This window comes from Galbibacter sp. L-19, from assembly GCF_056857615.1.
The window spans coordinates 225770-245662 of record NZ_JBSXNL010000067.1 but is presented as its reverse complement, the minus strand read 5'-3'; the positions used below and the strand labels follow the sequence as shown (position 1 = coordinate 245662).

16 protein-coding genes, 1 other RNA gene and 1 pseudogene are annotated in these 19893 nt (G+C 33.7%); 8 read left to right on the top strand and 10 right to left on the bottom strand.

The window, feature by feature from the left end; genetic code table 11:
• Positions 1-2: 2 nt before the first annotated feature.
• Entirely contained in the window at positions 3-428 is a 426-nt protein-coding gene (locus AC13CQ_RS14400) for a PaaI family thioesterase (protein WP_008614557.1), read from the bottom strand.
• A gap of 37 nt (positions 429-465) precedes the next feature.
• Between AC13CQ_RS14400 and AC13CQ_RS14395 the strand changes: the two genes are divergently transcribed.
• Positions 466-1026 (top strand): GNAT family N-acetyltransferase, encoded by a 561-nt coding sequence (locus AC13CQ_RS14395; protein ID WP_008614556.1) that lies wholly within the window; start codon positions 466-468, stop codon positions 1024-1026.
• Positions 1027-1118: 92 nt separating this feature from the next.
• Entirely contained in the window at positions 1119-3218 is a 2100-nt protein-coding gene (recQ, locus tag AC13CQ_RS14390; protein ID WP_474506621.1) for a DNA helicase RecQ, read from the top strand.
• 724 nt (positions 3219-3942) lie between these two features.
• On the opposite strand, the gene dnaK is transcribed toward recQ, so the two are convergent.
• Positions 3943-5862: a molecular chaperone DnaK gene (dnaK, locus tag AC13CQ_RS14385; protein WP_008614543.1), complete on the bottom strand. Its 1920-nt coding sequence runs from the start codon at positions 5860-5862 to the stop codon at positions 3943-3945.
• Between the two features lie 207 nt (positions 5863-6069).
• Here dnaK and AC13CQ_RS14380 point away from each other — a divergent pair, with 207 nt between their 5' ends.
• A complete protein-coding gene (locus AC13CQ_RS14380) occupies positions 6070-6600 on the top strand; it encodes a hypothetical protein (protein ID WP_335588540.1) in 531 nt (176 codons plus the stop codon).
• 78 nt (positions 6601-6678) lie between these two features.
• Here the strand turns inward: AC13CQ_RS14380 and fsa are convergent, their stop codons facing one another.
• Together fsa and ffs are read right to left on the bottom strand one after the other, a co-directional pair.
• Positions 6679-7335 carry a fructose-6-phosphate aldolase gene (gene fsa / locus AC13CQ_RS14375; protein WP_008614540.1) on the bottom strand — a complete coding sequence of 219 codons (657 nt, stop codon included), beginning with the start codon at positions 7333-7335 and terminating at the stop codon, positions 6679-6681.
• Between the two features lie 182 nt (positions 7336-7517).
• Positions 7518-7615: signal recognition particle sRNA small type (gene ffs, locus AC13CQ_RS14370), an RNA gene on the bottom strand.
• Between the two features lie 89 nt (positions 7616-7704).
• Here ffs and AC13CQ_RS14365 point away from each other — a divergent pair.
• Together AC13CQ_RS14365 and AC13CQ_RS14360 are read left to right on the top strand one after the other, a co-directional pair.
• On the top strand, positions 7705-8757 hold the full coding sequence (locus AC13CQ_RS14365) for a glutaminyl-peptide cyclotransferase (protein WP_474506622.1): 1053 nt from the start codon (positions 7705-7707) through the stop codon (positions 8755-8757).
• A gap of 74 nt (positions 8758-8831) precedes the next feature.
• Entirely contained in the window at positions 8832-9221 is a 390-nt protein-coding gene (locus tag AC13CQ_RS14360; RefSeq protein WP_008614538.1) for an acyl-CoA thioesterase, read from the top strand.
• A 212-nt stretch (positions 9222-9433) separates the two neighbouring features.
• On the opposite strand, the gene AC13CQ_RS14355 is transcribed toward AC13CQ_RS14360, so the two are convergent.
• From AC13CQ_RS14355 to AC13CQ_RS14330, 6 genes and pseudogenes are all read right to left on the bottom strand, one after another.
• Entirely contained in the window at positions 9434-10666 is a 1233-nt protein-coding gene (locus AC13CQ_RS14355) for a glycosyltransferase (protein WP_482882957.1), read from the bottom strand.
• A gap of 8 nt (positions 10667-10674) precedes the next feature.
• On the bottom strand, positions 10675-11298 hold the full coding sequence (locus AC13CQ_RS14350) for an L-threonylcarbamoyladenylate synthase (RefSeq protein ID WP_008614532.1): 624 nt from the start codon (positions 11296-11298) through the stop codon (positions 10675-10677).
• Positions 11299-11407: 109 nt separating this feature from the next.
• Positions 11408-11668 (bottom strand): annotated as a pseudogene (locus AC13CQ_RS14345) (restriction endonuclease); the annotation flags it as partial.
• Positions 11665-12648 carry a virulence RhuM family protein/type II toxin-antitoxin system death-on-curing family toxin gene (locus AC13CQ_RS14340; RefSeq protein WP_335588545.1) on the bottom strand — a complete coding sequence of 328 codons (984 nt, stop codon included), beginning with the start codon at positions 12646-12648 and terminating at the stop codon, positions 11665-11667. The pseudogene AC13CQ_RS14345 and the gene AC13CQ_RS14340, both read right to left, overlap by 4 nt.
• Positions 12649-12987, bottom strand: coding sequence for a restriction endonuclease subunit S (locus AC13CQ_RS14335; protein ID WP_474506636.1), 339 nt, complete (start codon positions 12985-12987; stop codon positions 12649-12651).
• A 247-nt stretch (positions 12988-13234) separates the two neighbouring features.
• Positions 13235-15565: an ATP-dependent helicase gene (locus AC13CQ_RS14330; protein WP_008614524.1), complete on the bottom strand. Its 2331-nt coding sequence runs from the start codon at positions 15563-15565 to the stop codon at positions 13235-13237.
• A 231-nt stretch (positions 15566-15796) separates the two neighbouring features.
• On the opposite strand from AC13CQ_RS14330, the gene AC13CQ_RS14325 reads away from it, so the two are divergent.
• The 3 genes from AC13CQ_RS14325 (at position 15797) to AC13CQ_RS14315 (ending at position 19885) form a co-directional block, all read left to right on the top strand.
• Positions 15797-17071 (top strand): amidohydrolase, encoded by a 1275-nt coding sequence (locus AC13CQ_RS14325; RefSeq protein WP_474506624.1) that lies wholly within the window; start codon positions 15797-15799, stop codon positions 17069-17071.
• A gap of 23 nt (positions 17072-17094) precedes the next feature.
• Positions 17095-18009, top strand: coding sequence for a sugar phosphate isomerase/epimerase family protein (locus tag AC13CQ_RS14320; RefSeq protein ID WP_474506625.1), 915 nt, complete (start codon positions 17095-17097; stop codon positions 18007-18009).
• A 271-nt stretch (positions 18010-18280) separates the two neighbouring features.
• Positions 18281-19885, top strand: a complete 1605-nt coding sequence (locus AC13CQ_RS14315) for an FMN-binding glutamate synthase family protein (protein WP_335589001.1) — start codon at positions 18281-18283, stop codon at positions 19883-19885.
• The last annotated feature ends 8 nt before the right edge of the window (positions 19886-19893 follow it).

Sequence of the window (19893 nt, the reverse complement as noted above, 5' to 3'; positions counted from 1 at the left end):
AACTATTTAGATTTTGGTAATGCAATTGTTGTTAGTTTACAAATAGAAATAAGATTTTTTTCTGAATCTGTAATTTTAATTTCCCATAATTGAGTAGTTCTTCCCTTATGGATAAAAGTAGCTTTTGCAAAAACCCAGCCTTCTTTAATACTTTTTAAATGATTTGCAGAAATTTCTATTCCACGGATAAAAAAGTCTTCGGTATTTAAAAACAAATAAGACGCTGCACTTCCAACACTTTCTGCTAAAGCCACCATTGCTCCTCCATGCAGTACTCCATCTGGTTGATGTACTTTTGACGTAACTGGCATTTTAGCAATTAAATAATCTTCTCCTATTTCGGTATATTCAATTTCAAGGGTTTCCATAAGCGTATTTTTACAACGCTCACGTATATTTGCTAATATTTTTTCTTTATCAAGATTCATAACGCTACTTTTGAAGTGTAAAAATACAACAACCGCGATGAATATCCCGACCCTTGAAAACGAAATTGTAAAACTGATGCCTTTGTCTCTCGACAATTTCAAGAATTTATATGCAATAGCTTCTGAAAAAGATTTGGTACAATACTCGCCTTCAAATATATCCACATTACAAGCGCTAACCGATTATGTGAAAACGGCTCTTGATCATGCAGAAAAAAATTTGGCGGTTCCCTTTATTATATATGATAAAAGAACCGAGCGCTATGCAGGAACTACTCGTTATATGAATATCGACTGGAATAATAAAGTGCTTCATATAGGTTCTACATGGATAGGAAGAGATTTTCATGGAAACGGACTTAATACGGTTATGAAACATTTAATGCTGGATTATGCTTTTTATAAAATGGAATTTGAAAAAGTAGAATTTAGAATTGACGAACGTAATATTCGTTCTAGAAGAGCCGTTGAAAAATTAGGCGCTAAATTTGAAGGACTGTTAAGGAAAAATGTATACCTACTTAATGGTTTTAAAAGGAATACATGCTGCTACGGAATTCTTAAAGAAGAATGGGATTACTACAAAAAAGCAAAGTAGAATCTTACTTATCCACTTCTTATTATTATTTCTTATCAAAAAACATCCAATTAGATTTCAACAGTGATTAGTATTCTGTTTCTTTGCAAATTATGATTGAAGAAACTACCATATTAAATACCCTTAAAGAATATTTTGGGTACGATTCGTTTAGACCGCTACAAAGAGAAATTATTGATACCATTTTAAATGGAGATGATTGCTTGGTTATTATGCCAACTGGTGGAGGTAAGTCTATTTGCTATCAATTACCTGCATTACTACAAGATGGTTTAACTATTGTTATTTCTCCTCTTATCGCTTTAATGAAAGATCAAGTGGATGGGTTAAATGTAAACGGAATTCCTGCTTGCTTTTTAAATAGTAGTCAATCTACAGCAGAGCAAGAAGTTATTTTTAACGATATAGAAGCCAAAAAAGTAAAACTTCTGTATGTTGCGCCCGAGAGTCTTTCGTATTTGGAAAATATTTTTAGTTCTACAAAAATTAGTCTTATTGCTGTAGATGAAGCGCATTGTATTTCCTCTTGGGGACACGATTTCAGACCCGCATATACACAACTTGGTTTTTTAAAAAACAGGTTTCCTAATACTCCTCTTATTGCACTTACTGCTACTGCAGATAAAGCTACGAGAGAAGATATTGCTAACCAATTAAATATTTCCAACGCTAAAAAGTTTGTAGCTTCTTTTGACCGTAAAAATTTGAGTTTAGAAGTACGACCGGGTACAGATAGAATCAAACAAATAATTCAGTTTCTAAATAAGCGTCCAAATGAAAGTGGTATTGTTTATTGCTTAAGTAGAAAAACTACAGAAAGTATTGCTGAAAAATTGCAACAAGCAGGTTATAATGCAGAAGCATATCATGCTGGAGTTAATCATGATGGCCGCTCAAAAGTTCAGGAAGATTTTATAAATGATAAAACCCAAATTGTTTGTGCTACCGTAGCTTTTGGAATGGGAATAGATAAGTCCAATGTACGCTGGGTAATTCATTATAATTTACCTAAAAATATAGAAGGTTACTATCAAGAAATTGGTCGTGCTGGTAGAGATGGACTCCCATCTTATACGTTACTTTTTCATAGTTATGCTGATGTAGTACAGTTGCAAAAATTTGCTGAAGGTGCAGGAAATAGTGAAGTACAATTGGCAAAGCTAGAACGAATGAAACAATATGCCGATGCACTTTCTTGTAGAAGAAAAATATTGTTGAGTTATTTTGGAGAGTTCATTGAAAAAGATTGCGGTAATTGTGACGTCTGTAAAAACCCGCCTCAATTTTTTGATGGAACTATTACTGCCCAAAAAGCACTTTCTTGTGTAGCAAGATTAAAAGAAAATGAAAACATCGGACTTGTTATAGATGTTCTAAGAGGATCTCATAATCAACAGGTATTAGAAAACGGTTATCAAAACTTAAAAACATACGGTATTGCCAATGATATTTCGTGGAGAGATTGGCAGCATTACATCATCCAAATGGTAAATCTTGGATATTTAGAAATTGCTTTTCATCAGAAAAACACATTAAAGTTAACACCACAAGCCAAAGAAGTCCTCTTTAATAATAAAAAGGTAGCACTCACAAAACCACAGGATACACTAGTAACCGAGAAAGCTGCAAATACAAAACAAGAAAAAACAAAAGACACGCTATTTGAGCGGTTACGCAAATTACGCCTCTCCATTTCTAAGGAAGAAGATATCCCTGCTTATCTTATTTTTAACGATGCCACTCTGAAAGAAATTGAAGCTGAACGCCCTCTAACCGATGAAGATTTTATGCAAATAAATGGTGTTGGTAGACGTAAAATGGAGAACTACGGATATCAATTCATTAAAGAAATTATAAAATTCAACAAGGAAAAAGAACAGAAAAAAGGTCGGAAAAAAGGAAAAACATATCTAGAAACATACCAACTCTATAAAGATGGTCTTTCTATCGAAGAAATTGCAGGACAAAGAAAACTAAGCCTTACTACCATATATTCCCATATTTCCAAATTACACGAAGACGGAAAAGACATTAATTTAATGCAATTTATTAATGAAAACGACCTAGAAGCTGTTAAACAAGCTAAAATAACGCTAAACGATCCAGATCAATTGAAAACATATTATGAGTATTTTGAAGAAGCTATTGATTATTGGACTATTAGGCTGTGCCTTACCATTTTAAAAAAATAATCACTAATGTCCGAGTAAAATACAAGGACGCTTCGCTGTAAAAACAAAGACTAAATCTTAACTATCATAAAATAAGCAGCTTGAAGAAAAAACTTTACTAAAACCCTCTTTTTATTCATTTTTATTAATAGCCAGGGAGCCTTATAAACCTCATTTAAACCTTGATATAAGTGGAGTTCCATAAATTCTGTTAACTTTTATCGGACAGCAATAAAAAATAATAAGAATCTACAAATGTTAAAGTTATTTAAAAGCTTATCCTTTTAAGCAACCATTATACGTATCTATCATCATATAATTGCAATGATAAAATAAAAGATAATGGATACAGAATCGTTTTTAGTACAAATAGGTAAGTTAGCTGCAGCTTTAGGTTTAGCAATATGGTTAATTAAAGAAGTTGGTTTTTTTCTTTTACGAAAGAAAAAACATTCTTGAAGAAAGATTAATCTTAAGAATGAACTAGAAAAAAATTACACGAATTACATGTATTCCAATTAACATAATTAAACTCAATATACTATATTTTTAGTTCTAGATTAAATAACAGATATAGTGGATGGATTATTAGTTTCAATTGGAGTATACTCAGCTATCTCTGGTCTTATTATTTTTATATGTTTAGAAATTTATAAAAATTTAAAATAGTAAGAAATTTGATTAACGTTTAAAAAAAAACCCAAAACTTTCGTTTTGGGTTTTTTAATAGTATAATGTAAGTGTATTACTTAACTTCTTCAAAGTCTACATCCTGCACATCGTCTCCTTCTTTTGCACCGCCTTCTGCGTTTGCATCTCCTCCTTGAGCATCTCCAGTTGGAGCGCCATTTTGCTGCGCCTCTGCTTGTGCTTTATACATTTCTTCAGAAGCAACTTTCCAAGCTTCGTTGATTTTATCTAAAGCTGGTTGAATGGTATCAACTTCTTTAGTTTCATAAGCTTTTTTCAATTCTTCTAAAGCATCTTCAATAGGTTGCTTTTTATCAGCAGAAAGTTTATCTCCAAACTCTTTCAATTGCTTTTCAGTTTGGAAAATCATTCCATCTGCTTCGTTAAGCTTATCTACTTTCTCTTTCGCTTTTTTATCAGCATCGGCATTTGCTTCTGCTTCTTGCTTCATCTTTTGGATTTCTTCATCTGTTAATCCAGAAGAAGCTTCAATACGGATGTTCTGCTCTTTATTTGTTCCTTTATCTTTTGCAGAAACATTGATAATTCCGTTAGCGTCAATATCAAAAGTAACTTCAATTTGAGGTACTCCTCTTTGTGCTGGTGGAATTCCATCAAGGTGAAAACGTCCGATAGTTTTGTTATCCGCAGCCATTGGTCGCTCTCCTTGTATAACGTGAATTTCTACAGATGGCTGATTGTCTGCCGCAGTAGAGAATACTTGAGATTTTTTAGAAGGAATTGTTGTATTCGCTTCAATTAATTTAGTCATTACTCCTCCCATAGTTTCAATTCCTAAAGAAAGTGGTGTAACGTCTAATAATAATACATCTTTTACATCTCCAGTTAATACTCCCCCTTGAATAGCAGCACCTACGGCTACAACTTCATCTGGATTAACTCCTTTAGAAGGTTTTTTTCCAAAGAATTTCTCTACAGCCTCTTGAACTGCAGGAATTCTTGTAGAACCACCTACTAATATAACCTCGTCGATGTCGCTTTTAGAAAGACCTGCACTTTTTAATGCTTTTTCGCAAGGCTTAATTGTACGTTCTACTAAATCTGCAATTAATTGTTCAAATTTAGATTTAGTAAGCGTTTTAACTAAGTGTTTAGGTCCGCTTGCTGTAGCTGTTACATATGGTAAATTGATTTCTGTTTGGTTTGCAGAAGACAATTCAATTTTAGCTTTCTCAGCAGCTTCTTTTAAACGTTGAAGTGCAATAGAGTCTTTTCTTAAATCGATATCTTCTTCAGCTTTAAACTCTTCAGCTAACCAATCGATAATTTTTTCATCTACATCATCCCCTCCTAAGTGTGTATCTCCATCGGTAGCAAGTACTTCAAAAACGCCATCTCCTAATTCTAGGATAGATACATCATGTGTTCCTCCACCAAAATCGAATACTACAATTTTTTGGTCTTCTCCTTTTTTATCTAATCCATAAGCCAATGCAGCTGCAGTAGGCTCATTTATAATTCTATCTACTTTTAATCCTGCAATCTCTCCAGCTTCTTTTGTAGCCTGACGTTGAGAATCGTTAAAGTATGCAGGCACAGTAATAACTGCTTGCGTTACATCTTGCCCTAAGTAATCCTCAGCAGTTTTCTTCATTTTTTGAAGAATCATAGCCGATAATTCTTGTGGGGTATATAAACGACCATCAATATCTACTCTTGGTGTATCGTTATCTCCTTTTGTTACTTTATAAGGTACTCTTCCTACTTCTTTTTGAGATTCAGAGAACTTGTTCCCCATAAAACGTTTAATAGAATAAATCGTTTTATTTGGATTGGTTACTGCTTGACGTTTTGCAGGATCCCCTACTTTAATTTCTCCGCCTTCAACAAAAGCAATCACAGAAGGTGTAGTTCTTTTTCCTTCAGCATTAGGTATTACAACAGGTTCGTTTCCTTCCATTACGGAAACACAAGAGTTGGTTGTACCTAAGTCAATTCCAATAATCTTACTCATGTTTATGTTTTTATAGTGTTTGAAATTCTATTTTCGATTCGTGTTGTAAAAGTCAATCTTTGTGCCATTACATTAAAAATGACAAACTGTCAGAAAAGAATCTTAGACCTGAAGCATTAACATATCCTTACAACTCCTTGGCAAGCCATTAACATCTAACACGCTGCTAAATGCGTATATTAAAGTATAATCAAAACAGAAAAAGACATGAAAAATTTAATCGTATTATCTGCAATTATTTTGACATCTACCTTTGCGTTTTCGCAAAATAAAAATGTTTTAGAAGAAACAGTTACTAAAACTACCAAGATTAAAACAAATAAAGGAGAACAAGAATTAAAAGAACAAGTTCAAGTTACTCAAGAGCAAGATGTTCAGTTGGATGCTTCTGATAGAAATAAAATTAATCAGGATCTTACTACATCTCCTGTTAAAGTAACTAAACAGGAAACGGTTATTGAAGGAGATAGTAAAATTATTCTTGACAAGAAAACTAATTTTGTATGTGAAGACGCTAAATGCGATTTTCTTCCTACTGAAAATGGATTTACTATCAATTCTTCAAATAAGGATTTAAATGCCACTACGTATCAATCAACAAACAATAAATATATTGTTGAGACAAGTAATGGTAAAGGGATTGGATATTTTGATGGAGATGAGAATTTCATTGTTGAAATCCATGATAAAGACAATAATACCGTTATAAAAAGAGTTTACAAACAACAACCGCAATAATAATAATAATTGATTACCATATAATAAAAAAGAGCCGTCTATAAGCGGCTCTTTTTGTATCTAAAATATTTCTAAATTCTATTTATTTCCTTTATTGTAATCTGCCAAGAATTTCTCTAAACCGATATCTGTAAGTGGGTGGTTTAATAATCCTGTAATTGCAGAAAGAGGGCCTGTCATTACATCTGCACCTAATTTAGCACAATCAATAACATGCATTGTATGGCGTACAGAAGCAGCAAGAATCTCTGTTTCAAAGCCGTAGTTATCATAAATTAAACGGATATCAGAAATAAGTCCTAATCCATCTGTAGAGATATCATCCAATCTTCCAATAAATGGAGAAACGTAAGTTGCTCCAGCTTTAGCCGCTAAAAGCGCTTGTCCTACTGAAAATACAAGCGTACAATTTGTTTTTATTCCTTTGTCAGAAAAATATTTAATTGCCTTTACACCATCTTTAATCATTGGTACTTTAACAATTATTTGCTCGTGTAGAGCAGCTAATTCTTCTCCTTCTTTTATGATATTGTCATAATCTGTTGCAATAACTTCAGCAGAAACATCACCCTCAACAATATTACAAATGTCTACGTAATGTTTTAAAATATTCTCTCTTCCTGTTATTCCTTCTTTTGCCATTAAAGATGGGTTTGTTGTAACTCCATCTAAAACTCCTAAAGCTTCAGCTTCCGCAATTTGCTCTAGATTTGCTGTGTCTATAAAAAATTTCATAGCTTATTTATATTCTAGTTTTACATTAATTATTAAGTAAAGATACTGCTCTATTTTGTCTTTTTAGCCTAAAAAACAAATATGCTATACAAAGTTATAATTTATTTAATATTCCAGAGAACAATTAGGGAAACTTTAAAAAGAAGAATGCCAATATAGAAAAGTTAAATTTATGGCATAAAAAAAGGCAAGCTACCTACATCGCACCGCTCAACCATATACCCTTGCTACGTTCCCGTCCTGGGGGATTCTACAGGAGCTAGTCGTGTAGGACTTGCCGGGTGCAAATTTACAAACTTTTTATCTTTACGCAATAATTTTACAATCTTAATTTTATTAAATAACTTGCCTAAAAATTAATAATAGCCCATGTATTTCTATAAGTTTTTAATCATCAGCTTTTTAGTTGTTTCTATTGGTGGATGCAACTCGAATAATTCTTCTGAAAAAAAGTTATTTTCATTAAAAATAAGTTCAGATTCTAAGAAAATTCAGCAAGGAAATGTCTTAAAAATCCAATTGGAGAATAAAAAAAATAAAGAAATTGACTCTATTTCGTATCAATTACACGGAAAAAGAATCAACGTAACAAACAATTCTTTTAAATTGAATGCCGATAAATTAGGTATTCAAAAACTAGAAGCTACTGTATATTTCGAAGGGGAAACGGCTACGGTGTCAGAAAATATTACTGTTCTAGCTTCTCAAGCTCCAAAAGTTTATACCTACGAAATTATAAACACCTATCCTCACGACATAAAAGCATATACTCAAGGTTTAGAATTTTATAACGATACTTTATATGAAAGTACTGGTAGAAAAGGGATTTCTTCGCTTCGAAAAGTAGATTATAAAACTGGAGATATATTAAATAAAATTGATTTGGACAACTCTTACTTCGGGGAAGGAATTACTATTATCAACAATAAAGTGTACATGCTTACATGGCAAGCTGGCAAAGGCTTTGTGTACGATTTAAATACATTTGAACAACTCGATTATTTTACCTACAACCAAAGCAAAGAAGGTTGGGGACTTACACATACTCCCGATGGTAAAAAGATCTATAAAAGCGATGGAAGTGATAAAATATGGATTTTAAATCCTGATACTTTAGTCGAAGAAGATTTTATTGAAACAGTTACTAATTCTTCTGTTTTTAATAAAGCTAATGAATTGGAATATGTAGACGGAAAAATATATGCCAACGTTTATTTAAAAGACAGCGCCATGATTATTGATGCTAAAACGGGAGCTATTATTGGAGTTATCGATTTTAGAGGGCTTAAAGACAAGGTAAAACAACATGCCGATTTAGATGTTTTAAACGGAATTGCATACAACCCTACTTCTAAAACGTTTTTTGTGACAGGTAAAAATTGGGATAAAATGTTTGAAGTAACTATTAAAGAAAAGAAATAGGCTTTAGGCTTTAGGTAAAAAATATAATTTCATTTAAAATTCAAAATTCAACACTTAAAATTTAAAATTAGGATTTGAAAGAGTTTACAGAAATAATTACGGTTAAGGAAGACGATTTAGATGACTTATTTCATGTGAACAATGTACGTTACCTTCAATGGATTCAAGACATTGCAAAGAATCATTGGCAAACGGAAGCTACCACAGAAATGCTGGATAATTATATTTGGATGGTTCTTAATCATTATATAGAATATAAAGGACAAGCTTTTTTAAATGATGAAATTCTCCTAAAAACATACATCAAAAAAGCAGAAGGCGTTACCTCAACACGGATTGTAGAGATTTACAATAATACTACCGATAAGTTATTGGTAAGCTGTAAAACCAATTGGTGTTTAATAGATAAAAACAGTAAACGCCCTATTAGACTTACAGACGATTTAAAGAATTTATTTACTTGATAATCGAGATTTGAATAATCCTAGATAGTTTACATAATTTTACTAAACCTCTATGGACATAAAGTCTGTTATGCCACGAATACACAAATAATTTTTAAATGCAAACCAATATATATTCGTGTATTCGTGGCGTATAATAAATTTTTAGAAGTTAAAGCGGATGAATTATGCTTTTCTGAAAAATATGTTAGATGAGAAAAGAATTATGACTTTTACAGCTTTTTATTCTTCTCTTCTATCCACTTTGACAAATATTTACTTGCCTGTGTAGTTTGCTGGAGTAGCATACTACCTATAAAATTACTGGTTCGATGCGCATTTATATCTTCAGAAATTATATCGAGCGTAGTTTTAAAATTCAGTTTATGTACTGAAGCATCAAAACGCATATTTAAAATTCTATTCCCATTTTTTACTGCTTGTTGCCACTGCTCTTCTTCTAAATATAAAGCCACAGAAGCATGAGCAAAATCCATTGGGTTATCAAATATAAATCCGTTCCAATTATAATTCCCATTAATTCCCTCTGCCCCTACAGAGGTGGTTACACTTGGAGTTTGTGCCTGCATGGCTTCAAGGAGTTTCCCTTTTAATCCAGCACCAAAACGTAATGGAGCAAGCATAATACGTGCTTTTTGGATTACCTCAAAGGAATTTTCTGCCCAACCGTGTACTAAAAAGTTCTCTTTTTCATTATGAAGATTGTAAACCTTTTCGGTAGCATAGGCTCCATAAATATGCAATTTTGCTTTTGGTAATTCTTTTCGGATAATAGGCCAAACAGTTTCTTTTAACGCTAAAACCGCATCCCAATTGGGAGCATGAATAAAGTTTCCTATAAAAATAAAATCCTCTTTTTGTTGAAAGGAAAACATATTCTCTTTCTTTTGCGGAAGAAGAAAAGGAAGGTAACAAAGTAGCTTTTCATCTACCTTAAAAACCTCTTTTAAAAGCTTCATTTCCACTTCAGAAATAATTAATGAAACATCACAACGGTAAATGCTAGCCAATTCGCGCTTTGCTAATTCGCTATTTAGCAATACGTCATTAGTAATATCTGCACTTCCTTTTAAAGATTTCTGTCGCTCATTCCTTAAAAAATGCAAATCCTCTGTATCCAATATTCGCATAGCATTTGGAGCGTGTTCAGCTACACGCCAACCAAATTGCTCTTCCATCATATACCTATCAAAAACAACAATTTCTGGCTGTAAATCCTTCAGAAAATCGTCAAAAGAAGTATTATTTAATTCTATTTCTTTTTGTTGAACTCCTTCGGAGAGCAAATTATGAACATGCACACTCTGCTTTGCAGGTGATGAAAAAACAACCTTCGCGCCTAAATTCTTAAAAAAATGAATCAATTGAAGCATTCTACTACCAGCAGCAGAAGAGGTAGGTTCTGGCCATACGTAACCTATAAAGAGAATAGTTTTATTTATCATTCATTAAGTTATAAAACATCATCAATATCTCCTTTTCCCTCACGAACTATTACAGGTTCACTCCCCGATAAATCTATAACTGTAGAGGCTACATTATCTCCATAACCCCCATCAATTACAACATCAACTAAATTATCCCATTTTTCAAGAATCAATTCTGGATCTGTGGTGTATTCTATAAGTTCATCTTCGTCTCGAATAGAAGTTGACACTATTGGATTTCCTAATTGTTCTACCAAAGTTCTCGCTATATTATTAGCTGGAATACGTATTCCAACAGTTTTCTTTTTCTTAAAATCTTTAGGAAGCGAATTATTTCCTGGCAATATAAATGTATAAGGACCAGGTAGCGTACGCTTTAATATTTTAAATGTAGCTGTGTCTATCTGGCGGATATAATCGGATAAATTGCTCAAGTCTGCACAAATAAAAGAAAAGTTAGCTTTCTCAAGTTTCACCCCTTTAATACGCGCTATCTTTTGCAAGGCTTTAGAATTGGTAATATCACAGCCTAAACCATAAACGGTATCGGTAGGATATATTACCAATCCGCCGTTACGTAACACCTCCACTACCCTTTGAATCTCTTTAGGGTTAGGGTTTTCTTCATAAATACGAATTAGTTCTGCCATATTCTTTCTATTTTAAGTGACATTTTATTATCTCTTGATATACTAATTATCAAACTAACACTTAACCCGCTATTACTTATACACATCTTTGTTACCTGCTGGCTTTCTTCCGTTCTGCATAATCTTTGGCTTGTCCTAAACCTTGTGTATAATACTCATCTCTTTTTTTGGCTACTACAATTCCAATACGTCTGTTTTTGTATTCCAAAACATAATCGGCAAACAAAGTTGTGGCACGCCTATTTTGACCAATAAGACGACCTTTAGTAATAGGAAACTCCAAACGCAAACGACTGCCCTCTACAATATCCCAACCTGCCTTGCGTAAAGCAGGTTCTATTAAATCGTGTTTGGTTTGTGCTTCATTCATCTGTTTCGGTTTAATACACTAATTACAAGACGTTTTACAGTTTCCATTTCCTCTGGTTTACTTGAAGCGATAAACAAAGTTATACTTGCTAAGGTATCATTGCTAATTATAGGCTGTTTTTTACTGTTAAAAAGCATCTTGTTTTGCTCTAAAAATTTCAAAAAACAAGCGGCTGCTATACGTTTATTACCGTCTACAAAGGCATGGTTTTTAACTACCAAATATAATAAAGTAGCTGCTTTTTCTTCAAGTGTTGGGTAAAAATCTTCTTCTCCAAAACCCTTTTCTATTTGTGCAACCGAACTTTCAAAACTTTTATCTTTTTCTTTACCAAAAACATCACTATCAAACTCCGTAAGCATTTGACTTATAATTGCTTGATAGTCTTTTAAACTTGGGTAGTTGGCTTCTTTTTTGGTTAGTCCTTTGGTATCTAATTGCTCATGGTCATAATCATCTAGTAGGCTCAAACCTTTTGCAAAAGTTTCCAAAATAACATTGTCTGAATCTTTTTCTTCAATAGCAATAGTTGCAACTCTGGTTAAAATATGAATACCATCTTTAAGCATTCTTATTTCTTGTTCTTTTTGAGCTAGTCTTTTTTCATTAATGGCATAACCTTTTACTAAATAATCTTTTAATACTTGGTTTGCCCAAATACGAAACTGTGTTGCTCTTGCTGATTTTACACGATAACCTACAGATATTATAGCGTCTAAATTATAGTGCAGTTGCTTACGCTTTACGGTTCTTTTACCTTCTTTTCGAACTTGTAAGAAATCCTTACAAGTTGCTGTCTCGTTTAACTCTTGCTCTTTGAAAACACCTTTTAAATGCATGGTTATGTTTTGCGGTGTTGTTTCAAAAAGAACAGCCATTTGTGCTTGAGTAAGCCAAACAGTATCTTGCTCAAATTGTACCGAAATTTGAGTTGAGCCATCTTGGGCTTGATAGATTTCTATTTGGTTGTCAATATTCATTTATGCATTTTTTGCATATGCCTTATTCATTGTTAATTCATCATTATCCATTGTCAACTCACCCGAAAACACTTTTTGTAAAATGGATTTTTTGAGGTCTTCTAAGTTGATGAGTTTTTGTTGGTAGTAGGATTCTATTACACTTATACTCTCAACTAACCCACTACAAAGTCTTACAACATCTTTTTGTGTTTCCAAATCGGGAATATGTATTTCTAATGCTTTTACATAATTCAAATTAAATCCTTTTACTGTCATTCCAATTCCATCATTTTCAACTTTTCTTGCGATAGATTTATACCAAAAGAATAAAAACTCTCTATTTAGGTCTTTGCTAATTGGATATCAACTACCTCGAGGCAAGCCTACGAGGTATTCAAAGGAAACAAATCAAACCCATTTCGATGCAGAGCACTTCGGTAAACTCAGTACAGGCTCTGGGGAATTAAACCCTCAATGAGGGATTAAGCCTTTCAAATCCTGATTAATAGCGGTGTTTTGATTTAAAAGACAAACTTTCCCAAACCCTACTCTCTGAATACTGAACACTCCCCTTCAACTTTACCTACTTTCCAAACTCATCTCCCTATCCAATTACTTCCAATTTTGCAAAACGGAGTAATAGTTTTTTCAGCCCTCCAGTATCAAATCTAATTTCTGCTTTTTTGTCATTTCCAACCCCTTCAATACTAATAATAACTCCATTTCCAAATCGGGTATGAGATACCTTATCTCCAACCGACAAGCTGTTATGGTCTCCTCCATCTTGCGCTACAGGCTCTCCTAAATCGGGTTTTAATTTTCTTAGTTTTCGCAATTTCTCTTCAGAAGGTTTATGTGAAGTTGGCGGAGTTCCTGCTGTAGGTTTTTTTAGTCGGAATTTACTCTTATCCACTTCTCCAAAAATATCAGCATCTATCATTGGTTTGTATCGATAGCTTGCATCTAATGGAGGGGTTAAATACTCTATATATTTATCTTCTATTTCTTCAATAAAACGACTCGGTTCTGCGTCTATTAATTTCCCCCATCTATACCTACTTTGTGTATACGTAAGATACGCTTGTTTTTCTGCTCGTGTTAGAGCAACATAAAAAAGTCTACGCTCCTCCTCTAGTTCACTCCGCGTGCTCATACTCATTGCCGACGGAAATAACTCTTCCTCCATTCCTACAATAAATACATAAGGAAATTCCAATCCTTTTGCCAAGTGAATGGTCATTAACGCAACTCGGTCATCATCTCCAGTATCTTTATCTAAATCGGTTACCAAAGCAACATCTTCCATAAACTCCGCTAAATCCCCTTTAGCATCGGCTACTTCCTTTTGTCCCTCTACAAAATCTTGAATTCCGTTAAGAAGCTCTTCAATATTTTCCATACGAGCAATCCCTTCTGGAGTTCCGTCTTTTTTAAACTCTTGTAAAAGCCCAGATTTTTTAGTAACGTGCTCTGCTAACACAAAAGCATCTGCTGATTGATTTGTTACCTGAAAACTCTTAATCATAGTAATAAAATCCTCAAGCTTTCTTCTCGTTCCCGAATTAATTTTTAAATCTATTTTATCGAGATGCTCCATCACTTCAAAAATAGAACGCTTATAATGATTTGCTGCTACCGTAAGTTTCTGAATTGTTGTTTGTCCTATTCCCCGAGCTGGATAATTAATAACTCTTACCAGTGCCTCTTCATCTTTCGGGTTCAAAATGAGTCGCAAATACGCCAACACATCTTTTATCTCTTTCCGTTGATAAAATGAGAGTCCGCCATAAATTCTATAGGGAATATCCTTTCTACGCAATGCATCTTCAATGGCTCTAGATTGGGAATTGGTTCGATACAAAACTGCAAAATCTCCGTCTTTTAATTGAAGTTGCATTTTGTTATCAAAAATAGTTGAAGCCACAAATCGCCCTTCTTCAGCATCGGTTACAGAGCGATGTACTTTTATAGCATTTCCATCGTCATTATCAGTCCAAACAACCTTGTCTAGTCGCGTTTTATTTTTTTCAATAACTGAATTTGCCGCATTTACAATATTTCGAGTAGAGCGGTAATTTTGCTCTAAACGATACATTTGAACATTATCATAATCTTTTTGAAAGTTCATAATGTTATTAATATTAGCCCCTCGGAAAGCATAAATACTCTGCGCATCGTCTCCAACTACGCATATATTCTGAAACCTGTCGGACAATGCTTTTACAATTAAATATTGAGAGTGGTTTGTATCTTGGTACTCATCCACCAAAATATATCTAAAACGATCTTGATATTTAGCTAAAACTTCTGGAAAACGAGTTAATAGCTCGTTAGTTTTCAGTAATAAATCATCAAAATCCATTGCTCCCGCTTTAAAACAACGCTCACAATAAGCTTGGTATATTTCTCCCAAGCGTGGTTTTTTTGCCATAGCATCGGCTTCCATCAACTCAGCATTATTAAAGTATGCCTTAACTGTTATTAAGCTATTTTTATAAGAAGAAATTCTATTTTGAACTTGCTTGTATTTATAAACGTCCTTATCCAATCCCATTTCTTTAATAATAGAATTAATAAGTCTTTGAGAATCTTGAGTATCATAAATAGTAAAATTGCTAGGATACCCTAGTTTATCGGCTTCATAACGTAATATTTTAGCAAAAACCGAATGGAATGTTCCCATCCATAAATTTTTAGCTTCACTGTTACCTACAATGCTGGCAATCCGTTTTTTCATTTCTCGGGCTGCCTTATTCGTAAAAGTTAAAGAAAGAATATTAAACGCATCTACCCCTTGATTCATCAAATACGCAATTCTATAAGTTAACACTCTTGTCTTTCCAGAACCCGCTCCAGCAATAACCATTAGGGCACCATCTTTATGCAATACAGGCGCACGTTGCGCTTCATTCAACTCTGCTAAATACTTTTCCAATGTAATTCTTAATTTTTAAGGTATTGTAAGCTACAATATAAGTAGATTTTATCGCACTAAAATATAATTAAAACATATAAAATAACGCAATTTATTTAGTCGGTCAAGTTACCTAATATGTAGCTATTTTTTCAGGATAAATATAAAAATTTATAAACATAACTATTAAATTAGGTATATTTACTATTCAATACAATTTAGTATCATCTCAATAACATAAACCTTAAATTAATGATTAAAACATATACGCTACAATTTCTGTTTTTGTGTGTTAGTTTTCACGCATTTTCACAAAACAATCTCGATGCAGACATAGCTTCTGTAGAACAAAAAGTTATTGAATGGAGACACTATTTTCATGAAAATCCAGAATTATCAAATCGTGAATTTAATACTTCTGCTAAAATAGCCGATCATCTTAAAAGCCTTGGTTTAAAAGTAACTACAGGAGTTGCTAAAACAGGAGTTGTTGGTATTTTGGAGGGCACTAGTCCTGGAAAAGTAATTGCTTTACGTGCAGATATAGATGCACTCCCTGTAACAGAACGTAACGATTTACCATTTAAATCTACTGTTACAGCTACCTTTTTAGGCGAAGAAACTGGGGTTATGCACGCTTGCGGTCATGATACCCATATTGCTATTATGATGGGCGTTGCTGAAGTGCTCAGTAAAAACAATGACTTTGCTGGGACTGTTAAATTTATCTTCCAACCAGCAGAAGAAGGTCCGCCACCAGGAGAAGAAGGTGGCGCCAAACTTATGATTAAGGAAGGTGTATTAGAAAACCCAAAAGTAGATGCTATTTTTGGACTTCATATAAATTCTGAAACTCCTGTAGGCACTATTCGGTATAAACCAGGAGGAACAATGGCCGCTGTGGAACGTTTTGTTATTGATGTTAAAGGAAAACAAACCCATGGTTCTGCTCCTTGGAGCGGTGTAGATCCTATTCTTATTTCAGCAAAAATTGTGGATGGTTTACAAACTATTATTAGTAGAGAAGCTCCTTTAGTAGATGAAGCCGCTGTAATTACTGTTGGGAAAATTACTAGTGGAGTTCGTTTTAATATCATTCCAGAAACAGCACAAATGATTGGTACAGTTAGAACGTTAGCCCCAGAAATGCGTACTCTTATTCTAAAAAGAATGAAAGAAATGGTTCCTGCAATTGCCAAAGCCTATGGTGGAGAAGCTTCGATTGAAATTGAAAATTTTACAGCAATTACGTATAATGATGAAGCACTTGTAACACAAATGCTTCCCTCTCTTCAGAAAGTAGCAGGAAAAGACCATGTAGAATTAGTAAAAGCCACTACTGGCGGAGAAGACTTCTCTTTCTTTCAAGAAAAAGTTCCAGGATTTTATTTTTTCTTAGGAGGAAAACCTAAAAATGCAACAGAAGCTGCACCACATCATACTCCAGATTTTTATATAGATGAAAGTGGACTTATACTTGGAGTGAAAACTTTTACACAAATAGTAAACGATTATTTAGCAGAGTAACCAACAAACTTTATCCTTAAAAAATGAATCGATTGATAAAATCCCCTTCTACTAAAAGAGAGTTACCAATAATGCTATTAATTGCATTATTTTTCTTAATTCCTCTTTTTGCTACATCTCAAAATAACATAGAATTCTATCAAACCTCATGGGGGAAGGATACTAATTTCTCAGAATTCTGTAAACAAGCAAAAAAAGATGGCTATGCTGGAATTGAAACAAGATTACCAGAAAGCAATAAAGTGGAGCAAGAAGAACTAAAAAAGGCATTAAAGGACACTAATTTAAAACTTATTGTGCAGGCCTATGTAAACACTAATGTACCAATTGATGAAGCTTTATTGTTATATGAAGAGTTAATCGAATTGGCTGTTAGTTTTAATGCAGAAATGATAAATTCCCACACGGGTCATGATTTCTTTTCAGTAGAAGACAATATGAAGTTTATCAATCTTGCGAAGCAATTAAGTGAGAAGCATCATATTCCCATTTATCATGAAACACATCGATCTCGGATGAATTACAGCGTTCCAGTAACTAATCATTATTTATCTTTAGATGACCAATTTATGCTAACACTCGATATTAGTCACTGGATGGTGGTACACGAGTCTTTATTAGAAGGAAAAGATGATTTTTTAACTGAAATTCTAGATAGAACCCGATTAATTCATGCACGTGTAGGACATTATGAAGGCCCACAAGTAAACGATCCCAGAGCTCCAGAATGGAAAAAAGCGGTAGACAGACATATGGATATTTGGGAAGAAATTATCCGAAAAACATGGTCTCGTGGTGAAACCATGAAAATTACTACCGAGTTTGGCCCTGCAGGATATTTGCCAACCTTACCCTATACACAACAACCCGTTTCAGATCAATGGGAAGCTAATTTATTTATTATGAAAGCTATTAAAGAGCGAATGAAAATTGATTAATTTTGTATAAAATTTGAATAGAACTTAGATTAACTTCAATGTAAATACAAATCAGTTATTATATAGTTCTTCAAATCAACTACCTCGAGGCAAGCCTACGAGGTATTCAAAGGAAACAAATTAAACCCTCAATGAGGGATTAAAGTTTACTTCCTCTAAGCAAGCCAGCTAGGCATTTGGAGGAAACTCTAAAAAGTATTTCGAAAAGCGTTTCAGTAAAATCAGAACAGGCTTTGAAACATTAAAACCTCACATAGTGAGTAAGATAGATATGCAAATAGTATTAGATTTTTTAACAAACATTAGTTGGTGGGTATGGGTGCTCATCGTATTAGGTCTTATTGCCATTAGAGATATATTCTTTAATAAAAAACACATTATAACACATAACTTCCCCGTAGTAGGACATATTAGGTATTTACTAGAAAGTATTGGTCCAGAATTACGCCAATATATTGTAGCTAATAATAGAGAAGAACTCCCTTTTAACCGTATTGAACGGGGATGGATATATGCTTCTGCAAAAAATGAAAATAATTATGAAGGCTTTGGTACCGATAGAAATATCCATGAGTCGCATTACGTTTTTATTAATAATGCAATGATGCCTTATAAAATAAAGATGGATCATCCCAATGCAAGCGATCCTTACTTTTTGCCCTGCGCTAAACTTATTGGAGAATACAATAAAAGAAAACGTCCATACAGACCAGCATCTATTATTAATGTTTCTGCTATGAGTTTTGGTTCGCTTTCTGCACGCGCCATAGAATCTTTAAACAAAGGATGCTATTTAGCCCATGCGTACCATAACACAGGAGAAGGCGGACTCTCCCCTTACCACAAAAAGGGAGCTGATGTAATTTTCCATATTGGAACAGGATATTTTGGGGTTCGAGACGATCAAGGAAATTTTTCTATGGAAAAATTAAAAGCCTTGGTAAACGAATATCCTCAGATTAGAGCTATCGAATTAAAGCTTTCTCAAGGAGCAAAACCTGGTAAGGGCGGAGTACTTCCTGCCTCTAAAATAACAAAAGAGATTGCAGAAATACGCCATGTTCCTTTAGGAAAAGATGTTTTATCGCCTCCAAATCATTCTGCCTTTTCAAATGTGGAAGAAATGGTTGATTTTATAGAAAAGATTGCTGAAGAAACAGGCCTGCCTGTTGGTATAAAAGCTGCAATTGGAAAATTAGACCAATGGCGAGAGCTTGCCAGCATTATGAAACGCACCAAAAAAGGCCCCGATTTTATTACGGTTGATGGTGGTGAAGGTGGAACAGGTGCTGCTCCACCAAGTTTTGCCGACCATGTATCTTTACCGTGGGTATATTCTTTTAGCGATTTATATCGAGTTTTTAAAGATGAAGAAATTACCGAGAGAATAGTTTTTATAGGAAGTGGTAAACTAGGATTTCCATCAAAAGCAGCTATGGCATTTGCTATGGGAGCAGATTTGGTAAATGTTGCCAGAGAGGCTATGCTTAGTATTGGATGTATTCAAGCCAAAGTTTGCCATAACAATACCTGTCCGAGTGGTGTGGCTACACAAAACAAATGGTTACAAGCAGGTATTAACATTGAAGATAAAGCCGAAAGAGTAAGTTATTACTTTAAAAATTTCAAAAAAGAATTGATAGAAATAACACATGCTTGTGGTTACGAACACCCTTCTCAACTCACCATGGAAGATGTAGATATTAATTTAGGCGATAAAAGTTTAACCCAACCCCTAGCAAATGTATATGGCTACAATAAAGTAGAAGTTCCTTTTAACGGAACAGAAAGTTTATTAAATTGCCCTCACTTAGGTGGACATTATACCACTAAAACAGCTATGGATAAATTTAAAAATAAACAAATACGCTATTAATTAAAATC

Coding starts and splice junctions, on each gene's coding strand:
- AC13CQ_RS14355 (WP_482882957.1), bottom strand. CDS start 10,666: ATGATAAATAAAACTATTCTCTTTATAGGTTACGTATGGCCAGAACCT.
- recQ (WP_474506621.1), top strand. CDS start 1,119: ATGATTGAAGAAACTACCATATTAAATACCCTTAAAGAATATTTTGGG.
- AC13CQ_RS14400 (WP_008614557.1), bottom strand. CDS start 428: ATGAATCTTGATAAAGAAAAAATATTAGCAAATATACGTGAGCGTTGT.
- fsa (WP_008614540.1), bottom strand. CDS start 7,335: ATGAAATTTTTTATAGACACAGCAAATCTAGAGCAAATTGCGGAAGCT.
- AC13CQ_RS14350 (WP_008614532.1), bottom strand. CDS start 11,298: ATGGCAGAACTAATTCGTATTTATGAAGAAAACCCTAACCCTAAAGAG.
- AC13CQ_RS14320 (WP_474506625.1), top strand. CDS start 17,095: ATGAATCGATTGATAAAATCCCCTTCTACTAAAAGAGAGTTACCAATA.
- AC13CQ_RS14365 (WP_474506622.1), top strand. CDS start 7,705: ATGTATTTCTATAAGTTTTTAATCATCAGCTTTTTAGTTGTTTCTATT.
- dnaK (WP_008614543.1), bottom strand. CDS start 5,862: ATGAGTAAGATTATTGGAATTGACTTAGGTACAACCAACTCTTGTGTT.
- AC13CQ_RS14315 (WP_335589001.1), top strand. CDS start 18,281: ATGCAAATAGTATTAGATTTTTTAACAAACATTAGTTGGTGGGTATGG.
- AC13CQ_RS14325 (WP_474506624.1), top strand. CDS start 15,797: ATGATTAAAACATATACGCTACAATTTCTGTTTTTGTGTGTTAGTTTT.
- AC13CQ_RS14340 (WP_335588545.1), bottom strand. CDS start 12,648: ATGAATATTGACAACCAAATAGAAATCTATCAAGCCCAAGATGGCTCA.
- AC13CQ_RS14395 (WP_008614556.1), top strand. CDS start 466: ATGAATATCCCGACCCTTGAAAACGAAATTGTAAAACTGATGCCTTTG.
- AC13CQ_RS14380 (WP_335588540.1), top strand. CDS start 6,070: ATGAAAAATTTAATCGTATTATCTGCAATTATTTTGACATCTACCTTT.